Annotated in this window: 12 protein-coding genes and 1 pseudogene; 3 read left to right on the top strand and 10 right to left on the bottom strand. The window is 34.0% G+C overall.

Annotated features, from left to right (window positions below):
• Window positions 1–636 precede the first annotated feature (636 nt).
• From F6K18_RS28895 to remA, 6 genes are all read right to left on the bottom strand, one after another.
• Window positions 637–3018 carry an ATP-dependent helicase gene (locus F6K18_RS28895; RefSeq protein ID WP_375341363.1) on the bottom strand — a complete coding sequence of 794 codons (2382 nt, stop codon included), beginning with the start codon at window positions 3016–3018 and terminating at the stop codon, window positions 637–639.
• A 281-nt stretch (window positions 3019–3299) separates the two neighbouring features.
• Window positions 3300–4403 carry an ATP-binding protein gene (locus F6K18_RS28890; RefSeq protein ID WP_287525969.1) on the bottom strand — a complete coding sequence of 368 codons (1104 nt, stop codon included), beginning with the start codon at window positions 4401–4403 and terminating at the stop codon, window positions 3300–3302.
• Between the two features lie 935 nt (window positions 4404–5338).
• Window positions 5339–5917, bottom strand: coding sequence for a hypothetical protein (locus tag F6K18_RS28885; RefSeq protein WP_287525968.1), 579 nt, complete (start codon window positions 5915–5917; stop codon window positions 5339–5341).
• 642 nt (window positions 5918–6559) lie between these two features.
• A complete protein-coding gene (locus F6K18_RS28880) occupies window positions 6560–6997 on the bottom strand; it encodes a hypothetical protein (protein ID WP_287525967.1) in 438 nt (145 codons plus the stop codon).
• A gap of 795 nt (window positions 6998–7792) precedes the next feature.
• A complete protein-coding gene (gene gmk / locus F6K18_RS28875; protein ID WP_287525965.1) occupies window positions 7793–8344 on the bottom strand; it encodes a guanylate kinase in 552 nt (183 codons plus the stop codon).
• A gap of 86 nt (window positions 8345–8430) precedes the next feature.
• Window positions 8431–8685, bottom strand: a complete 255-nt coding sequence (gene remA / locus F6K18_RS28870; protein ID WP_124144486.1) for an extracellular matrix/biofilm regulator RemA — start codon at window positions 8683–8685, stop codon at window positions 8431–8433.
• Window positions 8686–9705: 1020 nt separating this feature from the next.
• Here remA and F6K18_RS28865 point away from each other — a divergent pair.
• Together F6K18_RS28865 and F6K18_RS28860 are read left to right on the top strand one after the other, a co-directional pair.
• Window positions 9706–11454 (top strand): NFACT family protein, encoded by a 1749-nt coding sequence (locus F6K18_RS28865; protein WP_287525963.1) that lies wholly within the window; start codon window positions 9706–9708, stop codon window positions 11452–11454.
• 629 nt (window positions 11455–12083) lie between these two features.
• A complete protein-coding gene (locus tag F6K18_RS28860) occupies window positions 12084–12887 on the top strand; it encodes a phosphoadenylyl-sulfate reductase (RefSeq protein ID WP_287525962.1) in 804 nt (267 codons plus the stop codon).
• Between the two features lie 836 nt (window positions 12888–13723).
• Here the strand turns inward: F6K18_RS28860 and fghA are convergent.
• A complete protein-coding gene (fghA, locus tag F6K18_RS28855) occupies window positions 13724–14302 on the bottom strand; it encodes an S-formylglutathione hydrolase (RefSeq protein ID WP_287525961.1) in 579 nt (192 codons plus the stop codon).
• Between the two features lie 613 nt (window positions 14303–14915).
• Window positions 14916–16026: pseudogene (locus F6K18_RS28850) on the bottom strand (S-(hydroxymethyl)glutathione dehydrogenase/class III alcohol dehydrogenase).
• A gap of 1787 nt (window positions 16027–17813) precedes the next feature.
• Between F6K18_RS28850 and F6K18_RS28845 the strand changes: the two are divergent.
• Complete coding sequence (locus tag F6K18_RS28845) at window positions 17814–19565, top strand: NAD+ synthase (RefSeq protein WP_287525959.1); 1752 nt, start codon at window positions 17814–17816, stop codon at window positions 19563–19565.
• Between the two features lie 1723 nt (window positions 19566–21288).
• Here F6K18_RS28845 and F6K18_RS28840 read toward each other — a convergent pair.
• Entirely contained in the window at window positions 21289–22122 is an 834-nt protein-coding gene (locus F6K18_RS28840) for an urease accessory protein UreD (protein WP_287525956.1), read from the bottom strand.
• 235 nt (window positions 22123–22357) lie between these two features.
• Window positions 22358–22504, bottom strand: coding sequence for a hypothetical protein (locus F6K18_RS28835; RefSeq protein WP_287525953.1), 147 nt, complete (start codon window positions 22502–22504; stop codon window positions 22358–22360).
• Between the last annotated feature and the right edge of the window lie 821 nt (window positions 22505–23325).

Raw genomic sequence — 23325 nt, 5'->3', positions numbered from 1 at the left:
AAATCTAGCATTTACTTATAAGAGGAAGACAGGTCATTTCAGTTATCAGTTATCAGTTATCAGTAAAATTTTTATATTTTCTCCCAAAAGCAATAAATTTTAATTTTTTTTGATAAAAGTTAATCAGGGAAGAGGGAAAACTTTTAATCTGCATCTAATTGCAGGAATTATAAATATTTATCCAGAATTTATGTGAGGCGCGAATTACTATAATGAAACTATATTAAATATGACTACTTCCTCTATTTATATATGGTCAATTGATCTGTTTTATTTATAATTTTGTGAACGCTTACCTCTAGATGTCTGATTGAGAAAATCTAGCATCTACTATAATGAGGAAGATAGGTCAAATTTTTATATTTTCTCGCAAAAGCAATAAATTTTAATTTTTTTTGATAAAAGTTAATCAGGGAAGAGGGAAAACTTTTAATCTACATCTAATTGTAGAAATTATAAATATTTATCCAGAATTTATGTGAGGCGCTAATTATAGCAGTCTCAGGAAAGGTTAGGACAGATAAAAAGCTTAAAACTCAGACAATGTAAGATTTTTCCTTCTTTCTTATTCCTTCTTCCTTCTTCCTTCTTTATTCTGCGATACTATAGTGAAACTCTGTTTTGATGCTTTTAAATTTATCTGAAACTATCAGGAAACTCAGCCTTCAATACAGGTAAAACAGGGCAAGGTTTTTGCTCCTGTAAATTGTCTGGTTTATTCCAAGTAAAAGGAGCTAACTTAGCAGCAGACATCCACAACAAACGTTTTGCTCTAGTCATAGCCACATATAGTAACCGAAATTCCTCTGCGGTCTTCAAATATTCTGCCTGTTTCCAAGCAGTAGAAATATCTGGTAAATCTTGCCCTTGTAAACTAGCACGAATTTGCGCCCTTGCCACTTCAGCTAAGTCAAATTCTCCCAAAAAACTTACCTGTGGTAAAACTCGTAAATTACCAGGAATTATATTTTCATGTAAAAAAGGTAAAAAGACATAATCCCAATCTAAACCCTTAGCTTTATGCATAGTAATAATAGTAAGTTGCTGAGGGCGAGTATAATTTTTCTCTGCATCTTCATCCACTTCAACAGGTTCAAATCTCTCAGAACCTACAATTTCACTCAAAACTTCTAAAATAGAATTCATCGAACTATTATCAAAAGTTTGTTTAGCAACTCTTTCTGCTAACTTATCTGCGGTTGCTAAATCTGATTGTTGATAATTTAAAGCTAAAGCAAGAAAAGAAATTAATTGATACAAAGGTAATTCTGATTTTGCCCTAAGTAAAGTACGACAAAAATCACGACATTTACGCACCTTTTCTGATTGATAAGGATCGAGAGGTCCTGGGTAAAGAAACTGTTCTGGAACAGAAGCAAAAACATTATAATCTTGCTTAGGAATTAAACGTCGATCGCCCAAAACTTTCAAAGCAGATTTTAAATAATCTGGAGAATGAGGGCGGTCAATAAATTGCATTAATGCCAATATTTCTGCTGGAATTTGAGAGTGACGCGCTCCTTGAGAAACATCGTGTATTGAAATATTTTGTTTGCCTAAATCAATATCTATTCCATATTTTCCCGGATTAGAAAAAGTATCTGTAATAAATTTACCTTGTTTATTTTCCCTTACTAATACAGCAAAATTACCATCGGGATTTTCTTTAAATAAATTAATTATACGTTTACCCATCAACTCAAGTGTTTGGTAAATATCTCGAGGTTCATATATTTCTAAACCACCACCAGTAGCTGGAGGATTATCATTTGCCGGATGAATATTTTGGTCTCTAAATGGTTTTTCTTTTCCTATTAATTCTGAATTATTTACCCATTTCAATACAAAATTAGCTGCATCTATAATTTTTTGACAACTACGACCTGCTTGTTCCATAGTTGCCAATTTATTTAATTGTTCGCAGTCTTCATAAAATTGTCGAAAATCTATTGGATCTGCTGGAGTAAATGTGGAATTAATTGCTTGATTTGGGTCTCCAACACGCATGAGGTTGAGATTATTTAATTGTGATAATCTTTGCTCTTGAGAAATCCCATTATTTTCTGAAATACCATCATCATTTTCACTTGAATCAGCCAGTTTTTTTAATAGTTTAGTTTGCAAGGGTGTAGAATCTTGAGCTTCATCTTCAAACACTGCAAAAACTTGATTTTGCCACATTTTTTTAGCACCTTCATTTTCTAATACTCGCAACGCTGCTAAAATCATTTCATCATAGTCAATTAATTGATTTTCCCTCAATATTTCCTGATATGTTTGATATAAATTAGCTGCAATAGTCACAACTTGATAATGGTCATTAATTTTATCTCTTAGTTGCCATAAATCTTCTGGTTTAAGACCAGAACTTTTTGCTTGTTGAATTGCTTTCCAAGCTAATTGAGGTAAAACTTCAGTCCGTAAAACAGATTGCCTTCTTAAACGTTCAGTTTCTTCTCCATCAAATTGAAATCCTTCAATTAAAAGTTGATAATGTCTGGGATTATTTGCAATCCAATTTTCTACACAAGTGCGAGTTATTCTGTTACTTGGAGAGGGAAGAATTAAAGAAGTATTTTCTAAATCTAACTCAGATAATTCAGGATGACGTAAGGCAATACTTAAAGCCAAACCATGTAAAGTATAAACAATAAAACTGCCTTGAGGTAAAGATAATTCCTTTAAATGTTTGCGGATTTTAGTTTTAATATTACTAGCTGCAGAACGGGTAAAAGTAACAACAATTAATTGACGATTACTATGTAACTGATAACGAGCGATCGCTAAAGCTGCTGCTGCTGCCATCCCGTATGATTTTCCTGCCCCAGGAACTGCTGAAACTGCTAAAGATCCTCCTTGCCAGTCAGCCATTTGTTGTTGCCCAGACCGTAAATTAGAACGAATTTGTTGAATTGCTTTTTCTCTTAAACTTGCTAATGATAAGCCAATTTCTGTATTTTTTGTATTCGTTTTAATCTCAGTATATGGAGGCAAATTATTATTAAAATCGTCAGTCACCTTGTTTTAAATCAAAAGTTAAAAATTAAAATATAGCGTTTCTCAAGTTACTGAGGAACAGTTGTTTTTCTTATTTTCTATTCCCTACCCCCTACTCCGTTTTAAATCAAAAGTTAAAAATTAAAATATTACCGAAAAATTGTGGGTATGTGCCTCCCCTTTTAAGGGGATAAAAAAAGAGCATATTCGCCAAGGTCAAGCTTCCTTATTGCAGAGGTACTGATAACTGATAACTGATAACTGAAATGACCAGTAAATATTTAAGTTTATTTTTGCCGAATTCAATCTATTTTAGCTAGGGGAAAATGAAGATAAAAAGTTGTACCAGTAGAAGGACTTGATTCAAAGAAAATCTTCCCATTATGGGCATCAATAATTGTCTTAACAATAGCAGTTCCCAATCCAATACCACCCTGTTTTCCATAACTTACAAAAGCTTCAAATAATTTATCCTGAATTTCTTGAGGAATACCAGGACCATTATCTGAAAAAGTAATTTCAACTAATCGATCTTTTCTTCTAGCTCTGATTTCTATTTTGCCTTCAGATTTATCCAGAGCTTCTACAGCATTAGATAATAAATTTTGTAAGACACGATTAATCTTATTTTCATCAGCATTTATGATTAAACCCTCTTCCACAGAAACTATCAATTCTACAGAAGAATAATCAATATAGACCTGGTTTAGCTTAGCAAAATTTTGTAAGAGTTTAGCAATATCAATTAACTGACAATATAATTTTGTATTCCCCTGAGAAAAAGCAAGCACTTCTTCTGCCATATTCAACATTCTCTGAACTTGCATTGAAATTAAATCGCACCATTCTTGACTTTCTTGATCGGGATGGAGTTCTTTTAACATTGAACTTGATAATTGAATACCAGTAAAAGGACTTCTAAAATCATGAATAATAGTATTTACCATCTCTCCAATCAAAGTCATTTTCTCTTTATAAGCTAATTGATTGACGTAATCAGTCGTCACGGTTCGCAATCTTTGAGATAAAAAACTTAAGATTTGTAAGACTAAATCTCCTTTTGTATTAGCTAATATCTCTGTTATGGATTCATAGTAAATTTTCGCCAAAACTGTTTCCTTAGATGTAACTACCCTAGCACTTCTTGGCTTTCTATCTATAATCCCTAACTCTCCCAAATAACCATTAGATTTAACAGATGTAATCACAACATAATTATTCCCTTCACCACTCCTTTTACTAACTTCTACTTCACCTTCTAGAATTAAAAATAAAGAATCTGAATCATCACCTTCTTCAAAAATAATCTCTCGGGGATTAAATTTTTTAATAATAGCAATCTGGGAAATTTGTGCAGCTTGCTCAGGTTCAAAATAGCGAATAAACTGATGTGATTCTAGTTTCATTTTGTAGTGGGATATAGTATGTCTTTCGGTTAGGTAGTCTTGGTGATCATGGATGAATTTATCATGAAAAATATTCAGTGTCAAAAGTTGTCAATCCTATGAAACAATAAAATTTTGAGGCAAAAGAGATAGATAAATCAACATTCATAACTTTATTGATATTTAGCTACAGCACAAAAGCTATACCCTATATTTTTACTGATATCTTATCTTTTTATTACTAATCAACTATATAGGAAAAAAAGCTATCGCTTTAGCTATAGCTAAAAATTCCTAAATTTTATAATAGTAAATATTTTGATTCAGCTAGTTTGCCATTGCTTTTATTAGTTGTCGCTTCATCAAATTTCTTTGACTAGACAATCAATATAGGATATGTACTAAATTGATTACTAAGTTTATTTTCAAATAGTGGTACTTAGACATTTGATCGTAGGAAAAATGCGTCAAATTCAGTCTAGACAAGGGAATTACGTCGATGCCTTAAAAATGGCTAGAACCCCTGCTTATTCAGGATTTATGCCTTTTTGAGGTAAAAGCTTCTGCCCATCTATATTTGATCCTATTTTCTGGCTTTATTTTGTGTAAGTCCCAATAGCACTATTTTTTATGTGAAGTCCGGAATAATAATTGTCCCCAGATCAGGTTAAATGGAGTTTAATACATTTGATATTAAACAAGCCTAAACTTACTTCCTAAATTTTTCCCTCTATCCAAGACTCTATTATAAATTACATATTGGTTAGTCCTGTTAGAGATGAAGAGTTAACAACTGTTGACTAAAATCTGTAAAAAGTTATGGACATCATCTTGAGAGTTGCCCTGGAGAAACGACTTGAGCTCGAACGGCCTCAATTACACTAAAATGAATAATGCCACTAATCTTAATATAGTGGCATTACAGACCTAATTATAGAGTTTTTTATGGGCTAAAATTACCACAATCCTCTTACAGGAGGAGGTGGTGGGGTAGGCCGTGTAATAGGAGGTGGTGGCTGAAGTGGTGGAAACTCTAAAGAAGGAGGACCCTGGAAATTGTATGTTGGTAACTGAACTTTTACCCGTTCATAGTTATAATCTGGGATGACTTTAAAAAAGTCTATACAACCACAAGGGTCTTCAGGATCGTCATTCTTTTTGCCCACAATTGCATAGACCCGCATTCCAGGTACTAGACCTGCTATTTCCATTGTATGTCTAGGAGAAAAATACAGAGTTCGTAGTTGACCACGTTCCTCTTCAGGAATTGTGACATAAGTGGGTTCACCATCATTAGGTGCAATGCCAGGAATGCCTAATTCTGCTTCTTCATCTACTAGAATTGTGACTACATTACCGATAATACCTTTAACATAACCGACAATCTCCATTTGATTTGCTCCCCCTGCTCTAGTTCTTTCCCTTTGGGCAACTTTCTCATTTTCAGGAGCAGCGATCGCCGGATAAATTGTTCCAAATGTAATTAATATTGACAAACAACTACTTGTCAAATTTGTATATTTTGGAAGACGCATGACTACCTCACCAAATTTTGTCTAAGTGTCTAAGTTAAAATCTGTTTTCACGGGTTTAACTGGACAGTGATTAATTGATTGCTTATTTTTATAACAACCTCGTCAAGAGGATACCACCAACGCTTATTTTTGGCAAGTAAGCTTACTTTATATGTAGTGTAGAATTTTTTCTGTTATTGCAATTGAGATGAACAGGCAAACTACTTGTATTACTTTCATTGAAAATATCTAGCATATAGCCTCTGTTTCATTTACCAGAAAATAGGTTTATTAATTTGCAAATTAATCTTAATCTTGCCTTGAAGCAATATAACAACCCTAGATTTTGGTTCTAATATTTTAGTATGGGTAATATAGTCATCAAGTTCTAAATTATAAAGACTTAGAGATAAATTTTTTATTTATCAGGATTTCAGATTTCCTTTTTCTATAAACTATGAATCTATATATTATATCTTTAGATCTAGAATATCTATAAAAAAATTACTAACAATATAGCAACCACATTGTACTTTTAATATTTTAGTTCGACTTAGACAATATATTTTTGGGGAACTACTATCGGTAGTAGTTCTATTCATAATTAATTTACAGTATTTTTGTGATTAATTGTCATACAACTTTACTCCAAAATATTAGTAATTACTGATTAGCATTTTCTCCTGATTTAATTTTTTTTTCTTCAGGCATATATTCTTCAATATTAATAGATGCTATTCCCTTAGATTCGACCAACTCAAACATTGACCCTAATTGTACCCAGATCAACAAGGCAGTTGGAAACACGACTATTGCGCCTATGACAATAGATAACCATTCAACAATATTAAAGATAGAAAGACTAGCTGATACACATAAAAAGATAAATAAAGTCATGCTCAAATAAGCAGTAATAAGATTAGGTGTTTGATAACCTATTTGCTTTTGAGAGACTTTGTTTTTCAGCCATAGTGTTAATTTATACTCCAACATATCTTTAAAAATAATTCCCAAGACAATAGAGAAAAATAATGTTAACTGAATGACTGTGTAGACAGGAAAATCAAAAAAAGTATGACTGTACATTTTATTTAACCACAAATATTAACATTTGTAAATCATATCATATTTGTTAGTGATAAAGAAGACACAAAAAAATTTTTAGCAAAGAATTAAAGATATAACGGAAGCAAGAAGCAAGAAGCAAGAAGCAAGAAGGAAAAATATTGCTTTGCCTGAGTTTTAAGATGTCTATCTGTCCTAACCTTTCTTTCTACTGGGATAATCAGAGTAAAAAAAATTATGATGAATTTTGTACCTCACGCTTCTTGGAAATTATAGCAATTCCTTAAAATAATGCTTTTTTTATTTAAAACTTCAGCTATTAAGTAATAAATTAGATTCAGTAATTTTTTTAGCAATTATTTATATGAAGTAAACAGATCTTCTAGAAAGTGCAAAGTTCTGGGAATAACTATTGCTAGTCAAGGGTTTCACGGACTCAAGGTTAAAAATTCTCCATTCACAACAGTAGGTGCTGTAAACCTTTCCCAGTAACACTTTCAATCTTGAGAGCCAACTGTTTTTTAGCATAACTTTGTACTCTCCAGATATCTTATTAATTTATTATTCGTTATTTACCTACTCCGTACTCCCTGCTATCAATAAAATTAGTAAAAATACGTGTGATTTCGTATTATAAATAAATTAATTTGTCATTTGGCAATCCTGTAACTGTAATGGTATTAATTGAACTTAGGACAAATCACCTAATGATGTCAGTTCTAATTACCTCAGCTCCAATTAAAAGAAGGAAAATGTATTTCGGTTTCTTTCCTACTCAAAGTTTTTTCCACTTCCCCACTCCCCCACTCCCCTACTGCACTACTTATAATTTCAGTCAAATAATACTTTCTCCAAATTTTGCAAAGCAATTTCCAAATTATCATTCATTAGTTGTACATCAAACTCTCCTGCAGCTTCCATCTCTTTAATTGCCCTTTCTAGACGCTTGACGATCGCTTCTTCCGAATCATGTCCTCTATCCCGCAATCTTTTTTCCAATTCAGTCATAGAAGGAGGTAAAATAAAAATAAGCAATGCTTCTGAAAAAGTCTGTTTAATTTGTCTTGCCCCTTGTACCTCAATCTCCAATAATACTAATTTACCCTGTTTAATATTTTCAATAACTGGCAGACGTGGTGTGCCATAAAAATTACCTGCAAACTCAGCCCATTCTAATAAATCTTTAGTTTCAATCATTTGTTGAAATTTATCGCGGTCTACAAAGTAATAGTTTTCTCCTTCTACTTCTCCAGGTCGAGGACAACGGGTAGTGACAGAAATAGACAAAACTAATTCTCGATAACGTTCTAGGAGAGATTTTACCAAAGTCCCCTTACCTACACCACTAGGTCCTGTTAAAACAATTAATTTACCAGTTTGCATAAATTTTTATCGCAGTACCAGCGAGCATAACTAAACTTTTAGTTATTAATAACAAATTTTGGAAAATCAAACATCAATTACTACAATTAACTATCTTTATTGTTAAATATAAATCGATGTGCCACTGTCTCAGGTTGAATTGCCGAAAGAATAATATGATTAGAATCTGTAATAATCACTGCTCTGGTACGCCGACCATAAGTAGCATCAATTAATTTGCCTCTTTCCTTGCCATCGCTAATCATTCGCTTGATCGGGGCTGATTCTGGACTAACAATTGCAACGACTCTATTCGCAGAAACTATATTACCAAAACCAATATTAATTAACTGGATATCCATGACAGATTATGCAACTTATATATACAAAGTTTTTTAGTTATAGCAACAGGAAAAAGGAAGAAGGAAGAAGGAAGAAGGAAGGTAAGCATTCAGGTCTTGGGGTTGCATTATTCTTGATTTTTTGCATACTCAGTGTTTCAAAGCTGAAAACTGTATCTAAGAATACTAAATAGTCTATAAATGAGACTAAAAGGTTTCTGGAAAGTGATAGACACATAGATATGATTATTTGTCAACCCCAGCACCTGAATAGTTACGAAGGAAGAAGGACAAATTTTGCGTTGTCTGAGTTTAAGCTTTTGATATGTCAGTACCCTTTCCTTAGACTACTATGTACAGAAGATTTCACCAAGGGTGAGATATACCCCGAAGTGGGAAAAATGCCAGCACTAGGAACATTTAATTATTCATCTCTGTACTTCTTATGGGAGGAATCTGCTATAAGAAGAAAACACCTAAAAATCTTTATTCATTAAATCAGGCTTTTACATCAAGTCTAAATCTGTCATTATATAAGTAATAAATATTTATAGTTCTGAATAATTCTCAAACCTACTGAATCAAATAATTGATGTTTATACTAAATATTTTTATTGAGAGCAGAGAAGAATGGAAAATAATTAGGGCTTGCTGATTAAATCTAACACCATTGACTGATATTGGCTTGAGCCTTTTTAAAATATCAAAAAGTGCCCTTGTTTCAGTTCTTCATGCTAAAAAAATTAGCATAAAAGGCAAACTAAGGAACAATTCTTACTCCTACCTCCTCTAAATTCCCCATTTTTCCTGTCTCCTGTCTCCTGTCTCCTGTCTCCTACCCCAGCAAAAAGACTTTCCATACGCAAACCCTAATTAATCTTTACTTGTCAACTAAACTTGATATTATAAGTCTCTAAATTTACATGAAAAAAGCAAAAAAATTATTTAAAGATTGTCGCCTGAAAAATCAAAAATCCTATTTTTAGACACTAAATTTATATCATAGTTTTTTCACTTTTAATTTTTAACTTAAAGCTAACTGTGCAACCTGTTGACTATACAACTCTCATTGCTTCATGTTCTGAACTCTGTGCTAAATGGTTACCAGCACGTTTAGAGCAGGTATATCAACGCGATCGCTTTACCATTGCCATTGCTCTGCGAACTCTCAAAAAACGTGGTTGGTTGGACATTTCCTGGCATCCCCAAGGGGCTCGTATTTGTATCAGTGACCCTCCACCTCGCGCCCCTGATACTTTTACTTTTAGTCAACAATTACGACATCAGCTAGGTGGACTAGCTTTAATAGCTATTGTTGAAGTTTCTCCTTGGGAGAGGGTACTGGACTTCCAATTTGCGAAACGTCCTGGAGAAGCACCTCTATGGCATCTTTATGTGGAAGTTATGACCAAGTACAGCAATGTTATTCTGACTACTGCGGATAATTTGGTTGTTACCTGTGCCCATCAAGTGAATAGTCAACAGTCTAGTCTTCGTCAAATTCAAACTGGTCAACCTTATGAACTACCCCCTTCTCTGACTAACCCTATTCCTAGTTTGCAAGAAACGCAACAGCAATGGCAAGAAAGGATTAGTTTAATACCTGGTGTATTGTGGCGAAATTTAATTAAAAATTACCGTGGCCTCAGTAAGGCTTTAGTACAGCCAATGATTGAAGCTTCAGGACTAGACTCTCAACAGTCTACTAATGACCTTAGTGCTTCGGACTGGCAAAAGTTATTTAAAAGTTGGCAAGAATGGTTAAAAAATCTGGAGCATTCCAAATTTGATCCTGGTTGGACAGCGAATGGATACACTGTAACGGGTTGGTTAAGTGTAGAATCTGTTGATACTGTCCAGGAATTACTGAATGATTATTATACTGGACAGCTGAATCAGCAAGAGTTTACTCAACTATATCATCAAATTAGCCAAAAACTTAAAAATATTACGGCTAAGTTACAGCTCAAGGCTGATACTTTTACCGAACGTTTAGACCAGTCGGATGGGGCAGAATTGTTGCGATCGCAAGCTGATTTACTGATGGCCAATCTTCACGAATGGCAACCGGGGATGAAAGCCATTACTCTCTGTGACTTTGAAACGGGGGAACCGATGGTCATCAAGTTAGACCCAGAGAAAAATGCGGTGCAAAATGCCCAAAGTCTTTATAAAAAGCACCAAAAGTTGAAACGGGCACGTCTAGCAGTTGAACCCCTTTTAGCAGTAGTCCAAGGGGAAATTGATTATTTGGAGCAAGTGGAAGCTTTTCTGTCTCAGTTAGATATTTACCAAACTCCAGAAGATTTACGCACTCTTGAAGAAATTCGGGATGAATTAATTCAACAAGCTTATCTTAAAGCTCCAGAACATCATCACCAAGATAATAAAAAGGATACAGAATTTTACCGTTACGAAACTCCTGGTGGATTTGAATTATTGGTTGGCCGTAATAATCGTCAAAATGATTTGTTAACTTTTCGGGTGGCAGGAGATTATGATTTGTGGTTTCATACTCAAGAAATTCCTGGTAGCCATGTTTTGTTGCGACTGGATGCTGGTGCCAAACCAGATGAAGTTGATTTACAGTTTGTTGCAGATATCAGTGCCTTTTATAGTCGTGCCCGTCAGAGTGAAATAGTCCCAGTTATTTATACCAAACCTAAGTTTGTTTATAAACCCAAGGGTGCTAAACCTGGTATGGTTGTATATAAGCAAGAACAGGTTTTTTGGGGGAAGCCACAAAGAGCTGAAACCCATATTGCCCAATTAATTGGGGTTCAAAATTAAAAATTTTTATAGAAATTGCTCAATAGTTTGTTACAATTAGTGATATAGATATTGTGAGATATATAACCCGCAAATCGCTGCGAACTTGGGAATGCGTAGCTGCTTGCTTGTTAATCTCGCAGAAATAACAACGGAAAATAATTTTTACTTAGACCTGCTTGACAAAGTTGGTCTTTTTTTTTTGCTGTCTATCGAAAAAGTTATGGTGGCTTTCAATATATAGCAGGGAATAGGGAAAAGTTGGAAAAACATTTTCTAGTCTAAGATTGGTCATTAGTTTATGTCTTAACCAATTCTTTCTTAGCTATAGAAAAACTCCAGTGGCCCAAGCATTCTATTGCTCCCTGCTCCGTAACCGCTCAACTAAACTTACTCAAACTTACTCAAAAACCTGAAAGCTTAGTTGTTCGCAGTGGATCGACCACTACAGGGTTAAACGGCAAACCCTTTATTCCTTGGTCAAAGACATCAGGAATTACTTTTTTAATTATATTAAATGACCCATTTACATCTGCATTACACGAGGTAATCTGGATGTATAAAACAGTATAAACAATCTCCCATTGAAGATTGCGGACAACGTATGATTAACGTTTAAAGTCTTATGATAATTTAGATTGGTAATAACTATGTCACAACAGAGTCTCATCAAAGTCAACCAAAATGGACAATACGGTCGGCAAAATTTTACATCTCCACCAAAATTGGATCTTGAGGTTGTCAACCAGGAACTTGCCCAAGCAGATGCTCATACTCTGGTGAAGTGGGGATATGCAACCTTTGGAGAAGGTTTAGTTATGAGTACCAGTTTTGGTATCCAGGCTGCTGTTATGTTACATCTAGTGACAACTGTTGTACCTAATATTCCTGTTATTTGGGTTGATACAGGATATTTACCAGCCGAAACTTATAGATTTGCTGAAGAGTTGACCGAACGATTGAGACTGAATCTTAAAGTATATCAATCTTCAATTAGTCCAGCTAGAATGGAAGCTCTACATGGCCGACTGTGGGCTGAGAATAATGCTGATGCTCTTAACCGCTATGACCAAATTCGCAAAGTAGAACCCATGCAAAGAGCATTAAAAGAGTTAGGGGCTAAAGCTTGGCTAGCTGGCCTACGGAAAGACCAAACTGACCACCGTAAGAGTCTTAACCGCATTAGTCAGCAATCGGGAATATATAAGATTTTACCTATATTAACTTGGAATGCCAGGGATATATACCAATATTTGACTGCTTACAATTTGCCTTATCATCCATTTTTCGATTTGGGTTATACTACTGTCGGAGATTGGCATTCTAGTCGTCCCTTGACTGCGGAAGATGAGAATGAACGGGATACTCGTTTTCATGGTCTTAAGCAGGAGTGCGGACTACATTTGCCTCAGACAGATGGACAAGCTCAAAGTTTAGATTCCAGTTCATTGTAATTGACGATCTATCAGCTATTCTCAATGAGCTAGGAGTAGGGGAGTGTTCAACAATTAATAATTAATAATTAATAATTAATTATTACCTCTTCTTAAAAACGGATAGGATTGACTAAAAGGAAAATTTTTTCTTTTTTCTCCTTTAAAGGAGAGGCTTTAAACCTTAATTATTCGGTAAGTTTAGCAACTTATGTCTGATTTGCAACGTACAAGCAAAAAAGTCTTGTTTGTTGATACTTCTTGAAGTCTGGGTTGAAATCTCTGGAGTTATATTACAGCGGATTCCACCTTGGTGAAGTACACCCGTCGCGGACAAGATACCCGCACTGGGAAGGTTTAATTGTTAATATCTGTAGTTCATATACCTGGAATCTGCTGTATCTCCATATCTGGCTTTAATAAATAAAATTTAAGAATTGAAAGTAAGGAAGAAATAATTTCTACATTCTCTATTTTTTTCCTTGCCTCCATCCTCTTATTTCCTGACTCCTCCCTAATTATTTATCTTTTTCTTTTGGGTTGAATACCCCGCTTTCTACACAGTTTTTACAATTGGTTGGGGTTTGAGTCCCCATCGACTTCTTCCTTATTCAATTATTAGTATTCAGGCGAAGATAATATTGCTGTTTGTGATGAAGTTAAAGTCTTTTTTCAATTCAAAGCTTCTGCATGATATCTTATATGTTCTTCTATAAAAGATGCAATAAAATAATAGCTATGATCGTAATCTTTTTGCATTCTTAAAGCTAGATTTACTCCTTTTTTTTTGACAAGCTTTTTCCAATACTTCTGGTAATAATTGTTTTTGGGATAAAAAGGGGTCAGCAGTTCCTATATCAATTATCAATTAAAATCGGATGACTATAACCATAATTTAAAATTAATTCACTAGCATCATAATCACGCCAGTTTTCTTGATTTGAACCTAAATAATTGCTAAAAGCTTTTTCACCCCAAGGACAACACATTGGTGCTGCAATTGGCGCAAAAGCGGAAATAGATTGATATTTTGCCGGATTTTTTATAGCACAAATTAATGCTCCGTGACCTCCCATGGAATGACCGAAAATACTTTGTTTATCTGGCTGAATTGGAAAATTTTTAGCTATGAGTTCTGGTAATTCTTTAACAACGTAACTATAAATTTGATAATGCTTTTTCCAAGGTTCTAATGTGGCATCAAGATAAAATCCTGCACCTGTACCAAAATCCCAACTATCGTTCTCATTTTTAATGCCAGTATTGCGCGGACTGGTATCTGGTACGACTAAAATTAATCCATATTTGGCAGCAAATTGTTGTGCCCCTGCTTTAGCCATAAAGTTTTCTTCAGTACAGGTTAAACCAGAAAGAAAATACAATACTGGTAATGGTTTTGATTTAGCTTCGGGAGGTAAATAAATTGAAAAACGCATCTGAATATTACAGATGTAAGATCAGTGGAAATAGTAGATAACTTTGCCGCCGAAGCATTGATGTTCTTTAACCAGTTTGAGTTCTGTAGACATAATTTAATAAGTAAGAAGAATAGATTAATTTTAATTTGTAACAGGTAGTAAATGTGGTTGACTCATAGAATTTTTTGTGATATTGACTATTAAGTAAATCAGTCAAGTTAATGAGAAAATGTAGGTGATAAAGGAATAGATAACAGTACATTTTCAAAACTTAAGTTTTTCTCACTAATATTGTTAATTTATTAACAAAAAAATCAGGTATTCAGCCTACTCTTAGCAAGTCAGAAGTTAGTATCAGTTATCAGTTATCAGTTATCAGTTATCAGTAACTTCTTATTCTTTCTCAATTTCAAAGGTTGCTTTTACCTTCTCTAAAACTAATAGCTGAAGTCCGTAGTTCCGACCCTAGAGGATAGCTAATAACCGACAGCTGTTTGCGCAGCATTCCGCAGGAAATGCTTACTTCAAAAGTTAAACAGTTACCAAGGTTTTTTGTCTGTTTTTGACAATTATTAATCGGTCAGTATTGATTAGTCCTATTTTTACTTCTTCCTTCTTCCTTATTACTTATTTAAAAAATTACAACACTACGAATAGACTTACCTTCGTGCATCAAATCAAAAGCATCATTAATTTTTTCCACTGGCATAACATGAGTAATCAAATCATCAATATTAATCTTTCCTTCCATATACCAATCAACAATTTTCGGTACATCTGTACGACCCCTCGCACCTCCAAAAGCTGTACCTTTCCATACCCTTCCTGTTACTAACTGAAACGGACGAGTACTAATTTCTTGTCCCGCACCAGCTACACCAATAATTACACTCATACCCCAACCTTTATGACAACATTCTAAAGCTTGACGCATCACATTAACATTACCAATACATTCAAAAGTATAGTCAGCACCACCTTTTGTTAAATCAACTAAATAAGGAACTAAATCACCTTCTACTTCTCTAGAATTAACAAAATGTGTCATGCCAAATTTTTCCGCTAATTCACGTTTACTAGGATTAATATCAACCCCAACAATCATATCAGCACCCACCATTTTTGCCCCTTGAATTACATTTAAACCAATGCCACCTAAACCAAATACAATTACTTTTGCACCAGCTTCAACTTTTGCCGTATTAATAACAGCTCCAATGCCAGTTGTTACTCCACAACCGATATAGCAAACCTTATCAAAAGGAGCATCTTTACGAATTTTTGCTACGGAAATTTCTGGTAATACTGTATAGTTTGCAAAGGTTGAAGTACCCATATAATGATGAATCATTTCACCATTTAATGAAAATCTACTGGTACCATTTGGCATTACACCACGACCTTGAGTAGTGCGAATTGCTTGACATAAATTAGTGTTTCATGCTGAGACAATACTCACACTGACGACATTCTGGGGTGTAGAGAGGGATAACATGGTCTCCTGGTTTGACGCTAGTGACATTTTGTCCAACTTCAACAACGACCCCAGCTCCTTCATGTCCTAAAATGCTAGGAAATAAACCTTCAGGGTCTGCACCAGAAAGAGTATAAGCATCGGTATGACAAATTCCGGTTGCTTTAATTTCTATCATTACTTCGCCAGCTTTTGGATTTTCTAAATTAACGGTTTCTATACTTAATGGTTTACGAGCTTCAAAAGCTACTGCTGCTTTTACTTCCATGTTGATATCCTGATAAAAATGACAGGATTAATCATAGTTTATGTAAGGAGAAAGAAGCAAGAATCAGGAGGATAAAAATAATGCAATAAATAGACAAATTTAAAATTTTGCCAGACAAAGATATGTGGCAATTCAAAAAGTTAGTAATGTCTATCATTGCTTCTGTTAGTTTCTTCTATAAACAGAAAAACTTGAAATTTTCGCTGAGAAGGATCTGTGGCAATTCGAGAAGTCAGTAACGCCTATAATTGGTGCTGTTAATTTCTTCTTTTTTCTTGCTGATTATCTCTTCCTTTATAAACAGAAAAGCTTGGAATTTTGAGGTGTTCAAGAGTTGCTTTTATTCTCAAAGCCAGGAAATATCTATCATGGCTGTGATAGATTGATTATTCTTTCTTTCTGATTTTCTTTTCCTGGTTCCTTTCTAGTTAGTATGAGATCAATTCTAGAAAATAATAGAGCAAATAGAAAAATTTAAAATTTGGGCACAGAAGGAGTTGTGGCAATTTGAGAAGTTAATCATGTCTATCATTGCTTCTGTTAGTTTCTTCTATAAACAGAAAAATCTGATTTTCTTTTCCTGGTTATTTTCTAGTTAGTATCAAATAAATTCTGGAAAATAATAGAGCAAACAGAAAAATTTAAAATTTGGGCACAGAAGGAGCTATGGCAATTTGAGAAGTTAATCATGTCTATCATTACTTCTGTTAGTTTCTTCTATAAACAGAAAAACTTGAAATTTTCTTTTCGCTGAGAAGGAGCTGTGGCAATTCGAGAAGTCAGTAATGTCTATAATTGGTGCTGTTAATTTCTTCTTTTTTCTTGCTGATTATCTCTTCCTTTATAAACAGAAAAGCTTGGAATTTTGAGTTCTTCAAGAGTTGCTTTTATTCTCAAAGCCAGGGTATATCTATCATGGCTGTGATAGATTGATTATTCTTTCTTGCTGATTTTCTTTTCCTGGTTATTTTCTAGTTAGTATGAGATCAATTCTAGAAAATAATAGAGCAAATAGAAAAATTTAAAATTTGGGCACAGAAGGAGTTGTGGCAATTTGAGAAGTTAATCATGTCTATCATTGCTTCTGTTAGTTTCTTCTATAAACAGAAAAGCTGGAAATTTTGAGATAGTCAAGAGCTGTTTTTATTCTGAAAGTCAGGAAATATCTATCATGGCTGTGATAGATTGATTATTCTTTCTTGCTGACTTTCTTTTCCTGGTTATTTTCTAGTTAGTATGAGATAAATTCTAGAAAATAATGCAGCAAATAGAAAAATTTAAAATTTTACCTGAGAAAGAGCTGTGGCAATTTGAGAAGTCATAAGAAGTTCTATAGAATAAAATTGTTATCAGAGTTGACTGTAGGTAAAAACAGAAATACTTACTTATTTACTCCTATTGACCATCATGATTTTCTCCTCTACGTCGTCCTACCGATGGCTCCCCTACCTGACTCCTTATTCTGTACAGCCTCACATAAAATTGGTATTACCTCTTCCTTACTTCCTTTATAATTAGTATGAGATAAATTCTAGAAAATAATGCAACAAACAGAAAAATTTAAAATTTTACATGAGAAAAAGCTGTGGCAATTCGAGAAGTTAGTAATTTTTATGATTGCTGATGTTAATTTATTCTTCCTTCTTCCTTTCTAATTAGAATTAGACAAGTTATTCAAAATAATACAACAATTAGAAAAATCTGTTCCAATTGGAGAAGTTAGCAATGTCTATCATTCCTTCTTTCTTCTTCCTTCTTCCTTCTTCCTTCTTCCTTTTTTAATTATAATGAAAATCGCGATCGCACAACTTAATCCCACTATTGGTGATATTACAGGCAATGCAAAATTAATTTTAGAAGCTGCACAAAAAGCTGAAAATTTAGATGCCAAGTTGATGATTACTTCAGAATTATCTCTAATAGGTTATCCACCACGAGATTTATTAATTTATCCTAGTTTAGTTGAAGCTGCTGTTACAGAGTTAGAATATTTAGCCAAAAATTTACCATCAGAAATAGCAGTTTTAGTGGGAACTGTAACTTTTAATTCTCAAGCTAATGAAACAGGAGAGAAATCATTATTTAATAGTGCGGCTTTATTAGGTAATGGAGAAGTAAAACAAATCTTTCATAAAAGGCTTTTGCCTACTTATGATGTATTTGATGAACAACGATATTTTGAGCCTGGTAAAACTAGCGATTTTTTCACGTTAGAAATTCCTGGAAAAACCTCAGAATCTTTAACGAAAATTGGCGTGACTATTTGCGAAGATTTATGGAATGATGCCGAATTTTGGGGAAGGCGAAATTATGCTTGTGATCCAATGAAAGAATTAGCAGAAAATCAAGTTGATTTTGTAGTAAATATGTCTGCTTCTCCGTATAGAGTAGGAAAGCAAAAATTGCGAGAGGCAATGTTAGAACATAGTACGAATCGTTATCAAATACCAATTATTTATGTTAATCAGGTAGGTGGTAATGATGATTTGATTTTTGATGGTTGTAGTGTGGTTTTTAATAAGATTGGTAATGCGATTTATCGTGCTAGTGCTTTTGAGACAAATCTGGCAGTTGTTGAATTTAATCCAGCAAAAAAAGATTTGATTGTGACTAATTTTGAAAGTCTATATTTAGCAGAAAGTGAGGATGAAGAAATTTGGTCTGCTTTGGTCTTAGGAGTAAAAGATTATCTACGGAAGTGTGGTTTTTCTAAAGTTGTTCTTGGTTTAAGTGGGGGAATAGATTCAGCTTTAGTTGCAGCGATCGCTACTGCTGCTTTAGGTAAAGAAAATGTTTTTACTATTTTGATGCCTTCTCCTTATAGTTCCGATCATTCTGTTAAAGATGCTTTGGAATTAGCGGAAAATTTGGGTGTTGCTAAACAAGTTATTCCTATTGGGGATTTAATGAAAAGTTATGACAATAGTTTGCAAGATTTATTTGCAGGTACAAATTTTGGCATTGCTGAGGAGAATATTCAATCTCGGATTCGCGGTAATTTATTAATGGCAATTTCTAATAAGTTTGGGTATTTGCTTTTATCCACGGGTAATAAGTCAGAAATGGCGGTTGGTTATTGTACTCTTTATGGTGATATGAATGGTGGATTAGCAGTAATTTCTGATGTGCCGAAAACTCGTGTTTATTCTCTGTGTCACTGGTTGAATCAACAGGCAGTTAACAATAATCAAAATTTCTATGGAGCCGAAAATTTACTAATTACTGAACAGCAAAATATTATTCCAGAAAATATTCTGACTAAAGCTCCTAGTGCTGAGTTGAAAGAAGGTCAAAAAGATGAGGACTCTTTACCATCTTATGAAGTTTTGGATGATATTTTATACCGCTTAGTAGAAAAGTGTGAGTCTTTGGCAGAAATTATTGCAGCAGGACATGATTCAGAAGTAGTAAATAAGGTTATAAAGTTAGTGATGCGGGCAGAATTTAAACGTAGACAAGCACCCCCTGGGTTGAAAATTAGCGATCGAGCTTTTGGTACTGGTTGGCGAATGCCTATTGCTAAGAAAAGTTCTTGGTAGATTTGAGGTTGTGAGTTTTCAGTTTTGGCTAAAAGTTCATCTCTAGTCTCATAAATAGCTGGTAAAATGCAATTAAAAAGTTACAGTCATCTTTATTGAGCTAAAAAATCATTCTGAACGCCACCAGAAAAAAGACTCAGGGGATGGCTATCTATCTCAACCCTCAAATATTGGAAAACTCATTTGGCTAAAAGTTCATCTCTAGTCTCATAAATAGCTGGTAAAATGCAATTAAAAAGTTACAGTCATCTTTATTGAGCTAAAAAATCATTCTGAACGCCACCAGAAAACAAGACTCAGGAGATGGCTATCCATCTCAACCCTCAAATATTTGGAAAATTCATTTGACTAAAAGTTCATCTCTAGTCTCATAAATAGCTGCTAAAATGCAATGAAGAAGTTATGCTCATTTTTATTGAGCTAAAAATCATTCTGAACGCCACCAGGAAACACAGGAGATGGCTATCAATTTCAACTCTCAAATATTTGGAAAATTCATTTGACTAAAAGTTCATCTCTACTCTGACAAATAGCTGCTAAAATGCAATGAAGAAGTTATGCTCACCTTTATTGAGCTAAAAAATCATTCTGAACGCTACCAGAAAACAAGACTCAGGGGATGGCTATCCACCTCAACCCTCAAATATTGGAAAATTCATTTGGCTATAAAGTTAATCTCTGCTCTGACAAATAGCTGCTAAAATGCAATGAAGAAGTTATGCTCACCTTTATTGAGCTAAAAAAATCATTCTGAACTCCACCAGAAAACAAGACTCAGGAGATGGTAATCAATCTCAACCCTCAAATATTGGAAAACTCATTTGAGTAAAAGTTAATCTCTACTCCGATCAATAGCTGGTAAAATGCAATTAAAAAGTTATAGTTATTCTTGTTGACTAACAAAATCATTCTGAACGCTACCATAAAAAAGACTCAGGGGATGGTAATCAATTTCAATCCTCAAATATTTGGAAAGCTCATTTGGCTAAAAGCTCATCTCTACTCCGATAAATAGCTGGTAAAATGCAATGAGAAAGTTATATTGATCTTTATTGACCAACAATTTCATTCTGAACGCCACCAGAAAACAAGACTCCGGGGATGGCTATCAATTTCAACCCTCAAATATTTGGAAAGCTCATTTGACTAAAAGTTCATCTCTAGTCTCATAGATAGGTGGTAAAACCTAACGAGAAAGTTATAATTGCCTCTATTTTTCCCAAAAACTCATTGTGAACGCCACCAAGACTGAGGGGATGGCTATCAATCTCAACCCTCAAATATTTGGAAAGCTCATTTGACTAAAAGTTCATCTCTAGTTTCATAGATAGGTGGTAAAATCTAACGAGAAAGTTATAATTACCTCTATTTTTCCCAAAAACTCATTGTGAACGCCACCAAGACTGAGGGGATGGCTATCAATCTCAACCCTCAAATATTTGGAAAGCTCATTGGGCTAAAAGTTCATCTCTAGTCTCATAGATAGGTGGTAAAATCTAACGAGAAAGTTATAATTGTCTCTATTTTTCCCAAAAATTCATTGTGAACGCTACCAAAAAAGACTCAGGAGACGACAATCAATTTCAACTCTCAAATATAAGGTGAGTTTGTTACCTTTTTCTTTCGATGCGAAATGCCGCATAAACATAATTTTTAATTTTCTCCTTCTAAGATAATAAGTTAATAGCTGACTGCTGAATGCTGACTGCTAAACGCTTACTAATCAATACCAAACTCGCGGAGAACAACTAGGTCTTTTTAAATAAAAAAGACGGAGATAATGCCAAACCGAATTAAACCAATTTTTCACATTAATTATTGACTGCCCACAATAGCGACAAATCATCCCTTTAGGAATACGAGTAACACCTGCTTCACCAGACATATCAATACCTAAACTTTGCCACAAACCACGAACTTTTGTAACTACCTCTGACGTAACAGGTTGCCCAACAAAAATGAAACTTCCAATTACAGAATTATCAGCTAAACCCAAGAGACTATTAACCATTTCCGACCCACCTTTTAAGCATTGTCTGTCTATCCAGATAGGATAATTTTCTTGCCAAACCTCAGTATACGAACGCCAATTTCCTGTTAAAAATTTTTCCCCTCTAGCACTCCTGCCAAATCTAATAATTTCCCAACTCATCCAACTTGCTTCTACTCCTAAATGTACTTTTAAATCTTGCCGATACTCAGCACCATTAAATAGTATTGTTGGTTGAGGAAACCATTCTAAACAAGACTCACTATCAAGGTTAATACTAATATTCTGTTGAGCAAGCTGACCATTACTACGATAAATTTTACTAGCAGCAGCAGTAGTAATTAAAGCATGAGTAGTTGGTTGTAATTCGATATTAATAGAAAGGCGATCGCCTCCAACAACACCACCAGCAGTATGTAAAATTACACTATGACAAACTTCATTTCCTTCTGGATAAAAAGGTCTTTGTATTTTTAATGGTGCTTGATTTTTACTTGCCAGAATTTGAGTAGTGTTGTTTTGCTTGCCATAAATTAAATTCAGACTACCGTGCCATTCTTTAGTCATAATCAAGATTTTTTTAGAGACTTTTTATATAGGAGAAGAAAGAAGGAAGAAGAAATAACCGAAGTTAGAAAAATCTTACATTGTCTGAGTTTTAAGCTGTCGAGTTGCCCTAATCTTTCCTTCGACCTCTATATCCATAAATATAGAGAAAATCTTCTCATCACTTACTGTGGGATAGTCAATTTTAGTTATCGCGGAAAAATGTGACTTAGTCTCATACCCAGGTCGAAATAATTCAAGCAAAATGTTGACTTGAAAAATTTACTTCAGTCAAAGGTCTTTGTATTTTTAATGGTGCTTGATTTTTACTTGCCAGAATTTGAGTATGATTGTTTTGCTTGCCATAAATTAAATTCAGACTACCGTGCCGTTCTTTAGTCATAATTAGGATTTTTTAGAGACTTTTTATATAGGAGAAGGAAGAAGAAAGAAGCGAAGTTGGAAAAATCTTACGTTGTCTGAGTTTTAAGCTTTTGATCTGTCTGCTCCCTTTCCTTCGACTTTTATATCCATAAATATAGAGAGAATATTCTCATCATTACCGTGGGATAGTCAGTTTTAGTTATCGCGCAAAAAAGCAGCTTAGTCTCATACCAAGGTCGAAAGAATTCAAGCAAAATTTTGACTTGAAAAACTTACTCCAGTAAAAGGTCTTTGTATTTTGAAGGAAAAATCCTACGTTCTCTGAGTTTTAAGCTGTCGAGTTGTCCTAACCTTTCCTTCGACTTTTATATCCATAAATATAGAGAGAATATTCTTATCATTACCGTGGGATAGTTAGTTTTAGTTATCATGGAAAAAAGCAGATTAGTCTCATACCCAGGTCGAAAGAATTCAAGCAAAATTTTGACTTGAAAAACTTACCCCAATAAATTGATATAGTAATTTAAAATAAGAATGAAGCACTTTTTCCGCTGAAAGTATTCCAAGGCAATAAATGCTTGTATCAATCTAAACTGAAATGACTGTAACTCCAAAATTACTGTTAAGTTTTCTAGTGAGCTTTTCTTACCCTATTACCAATTATTTAGGGTTTGCTGAAAAAGTATTTTTGTAGGAGTCAGGAGTTAAGGGGAATGTAGATTTAAACGAAGAAGTAGAAAAAATAATTTTCAGATATTTTTTAGCCCTTATTTACTCAAAGTCCTCACATTTTACAGCACTTTTTAAGATAGTGAAGTACAGTTAACATTTATCTCTCTT

This window comes from Okeania sp. SIO2C2 (assembly GCF_010692625.1).
Lineage (GTDB): Bacteria > Cyanobacteriota > Cyanobacteriia > Cyanobacteriales > Microcoleaceae > Okeania > Okeania hirsuta.
Note: the sequence above shows the minus strand (reverse complement) of the source record. Positions and strands in the feature narration are given on the sequence as shown.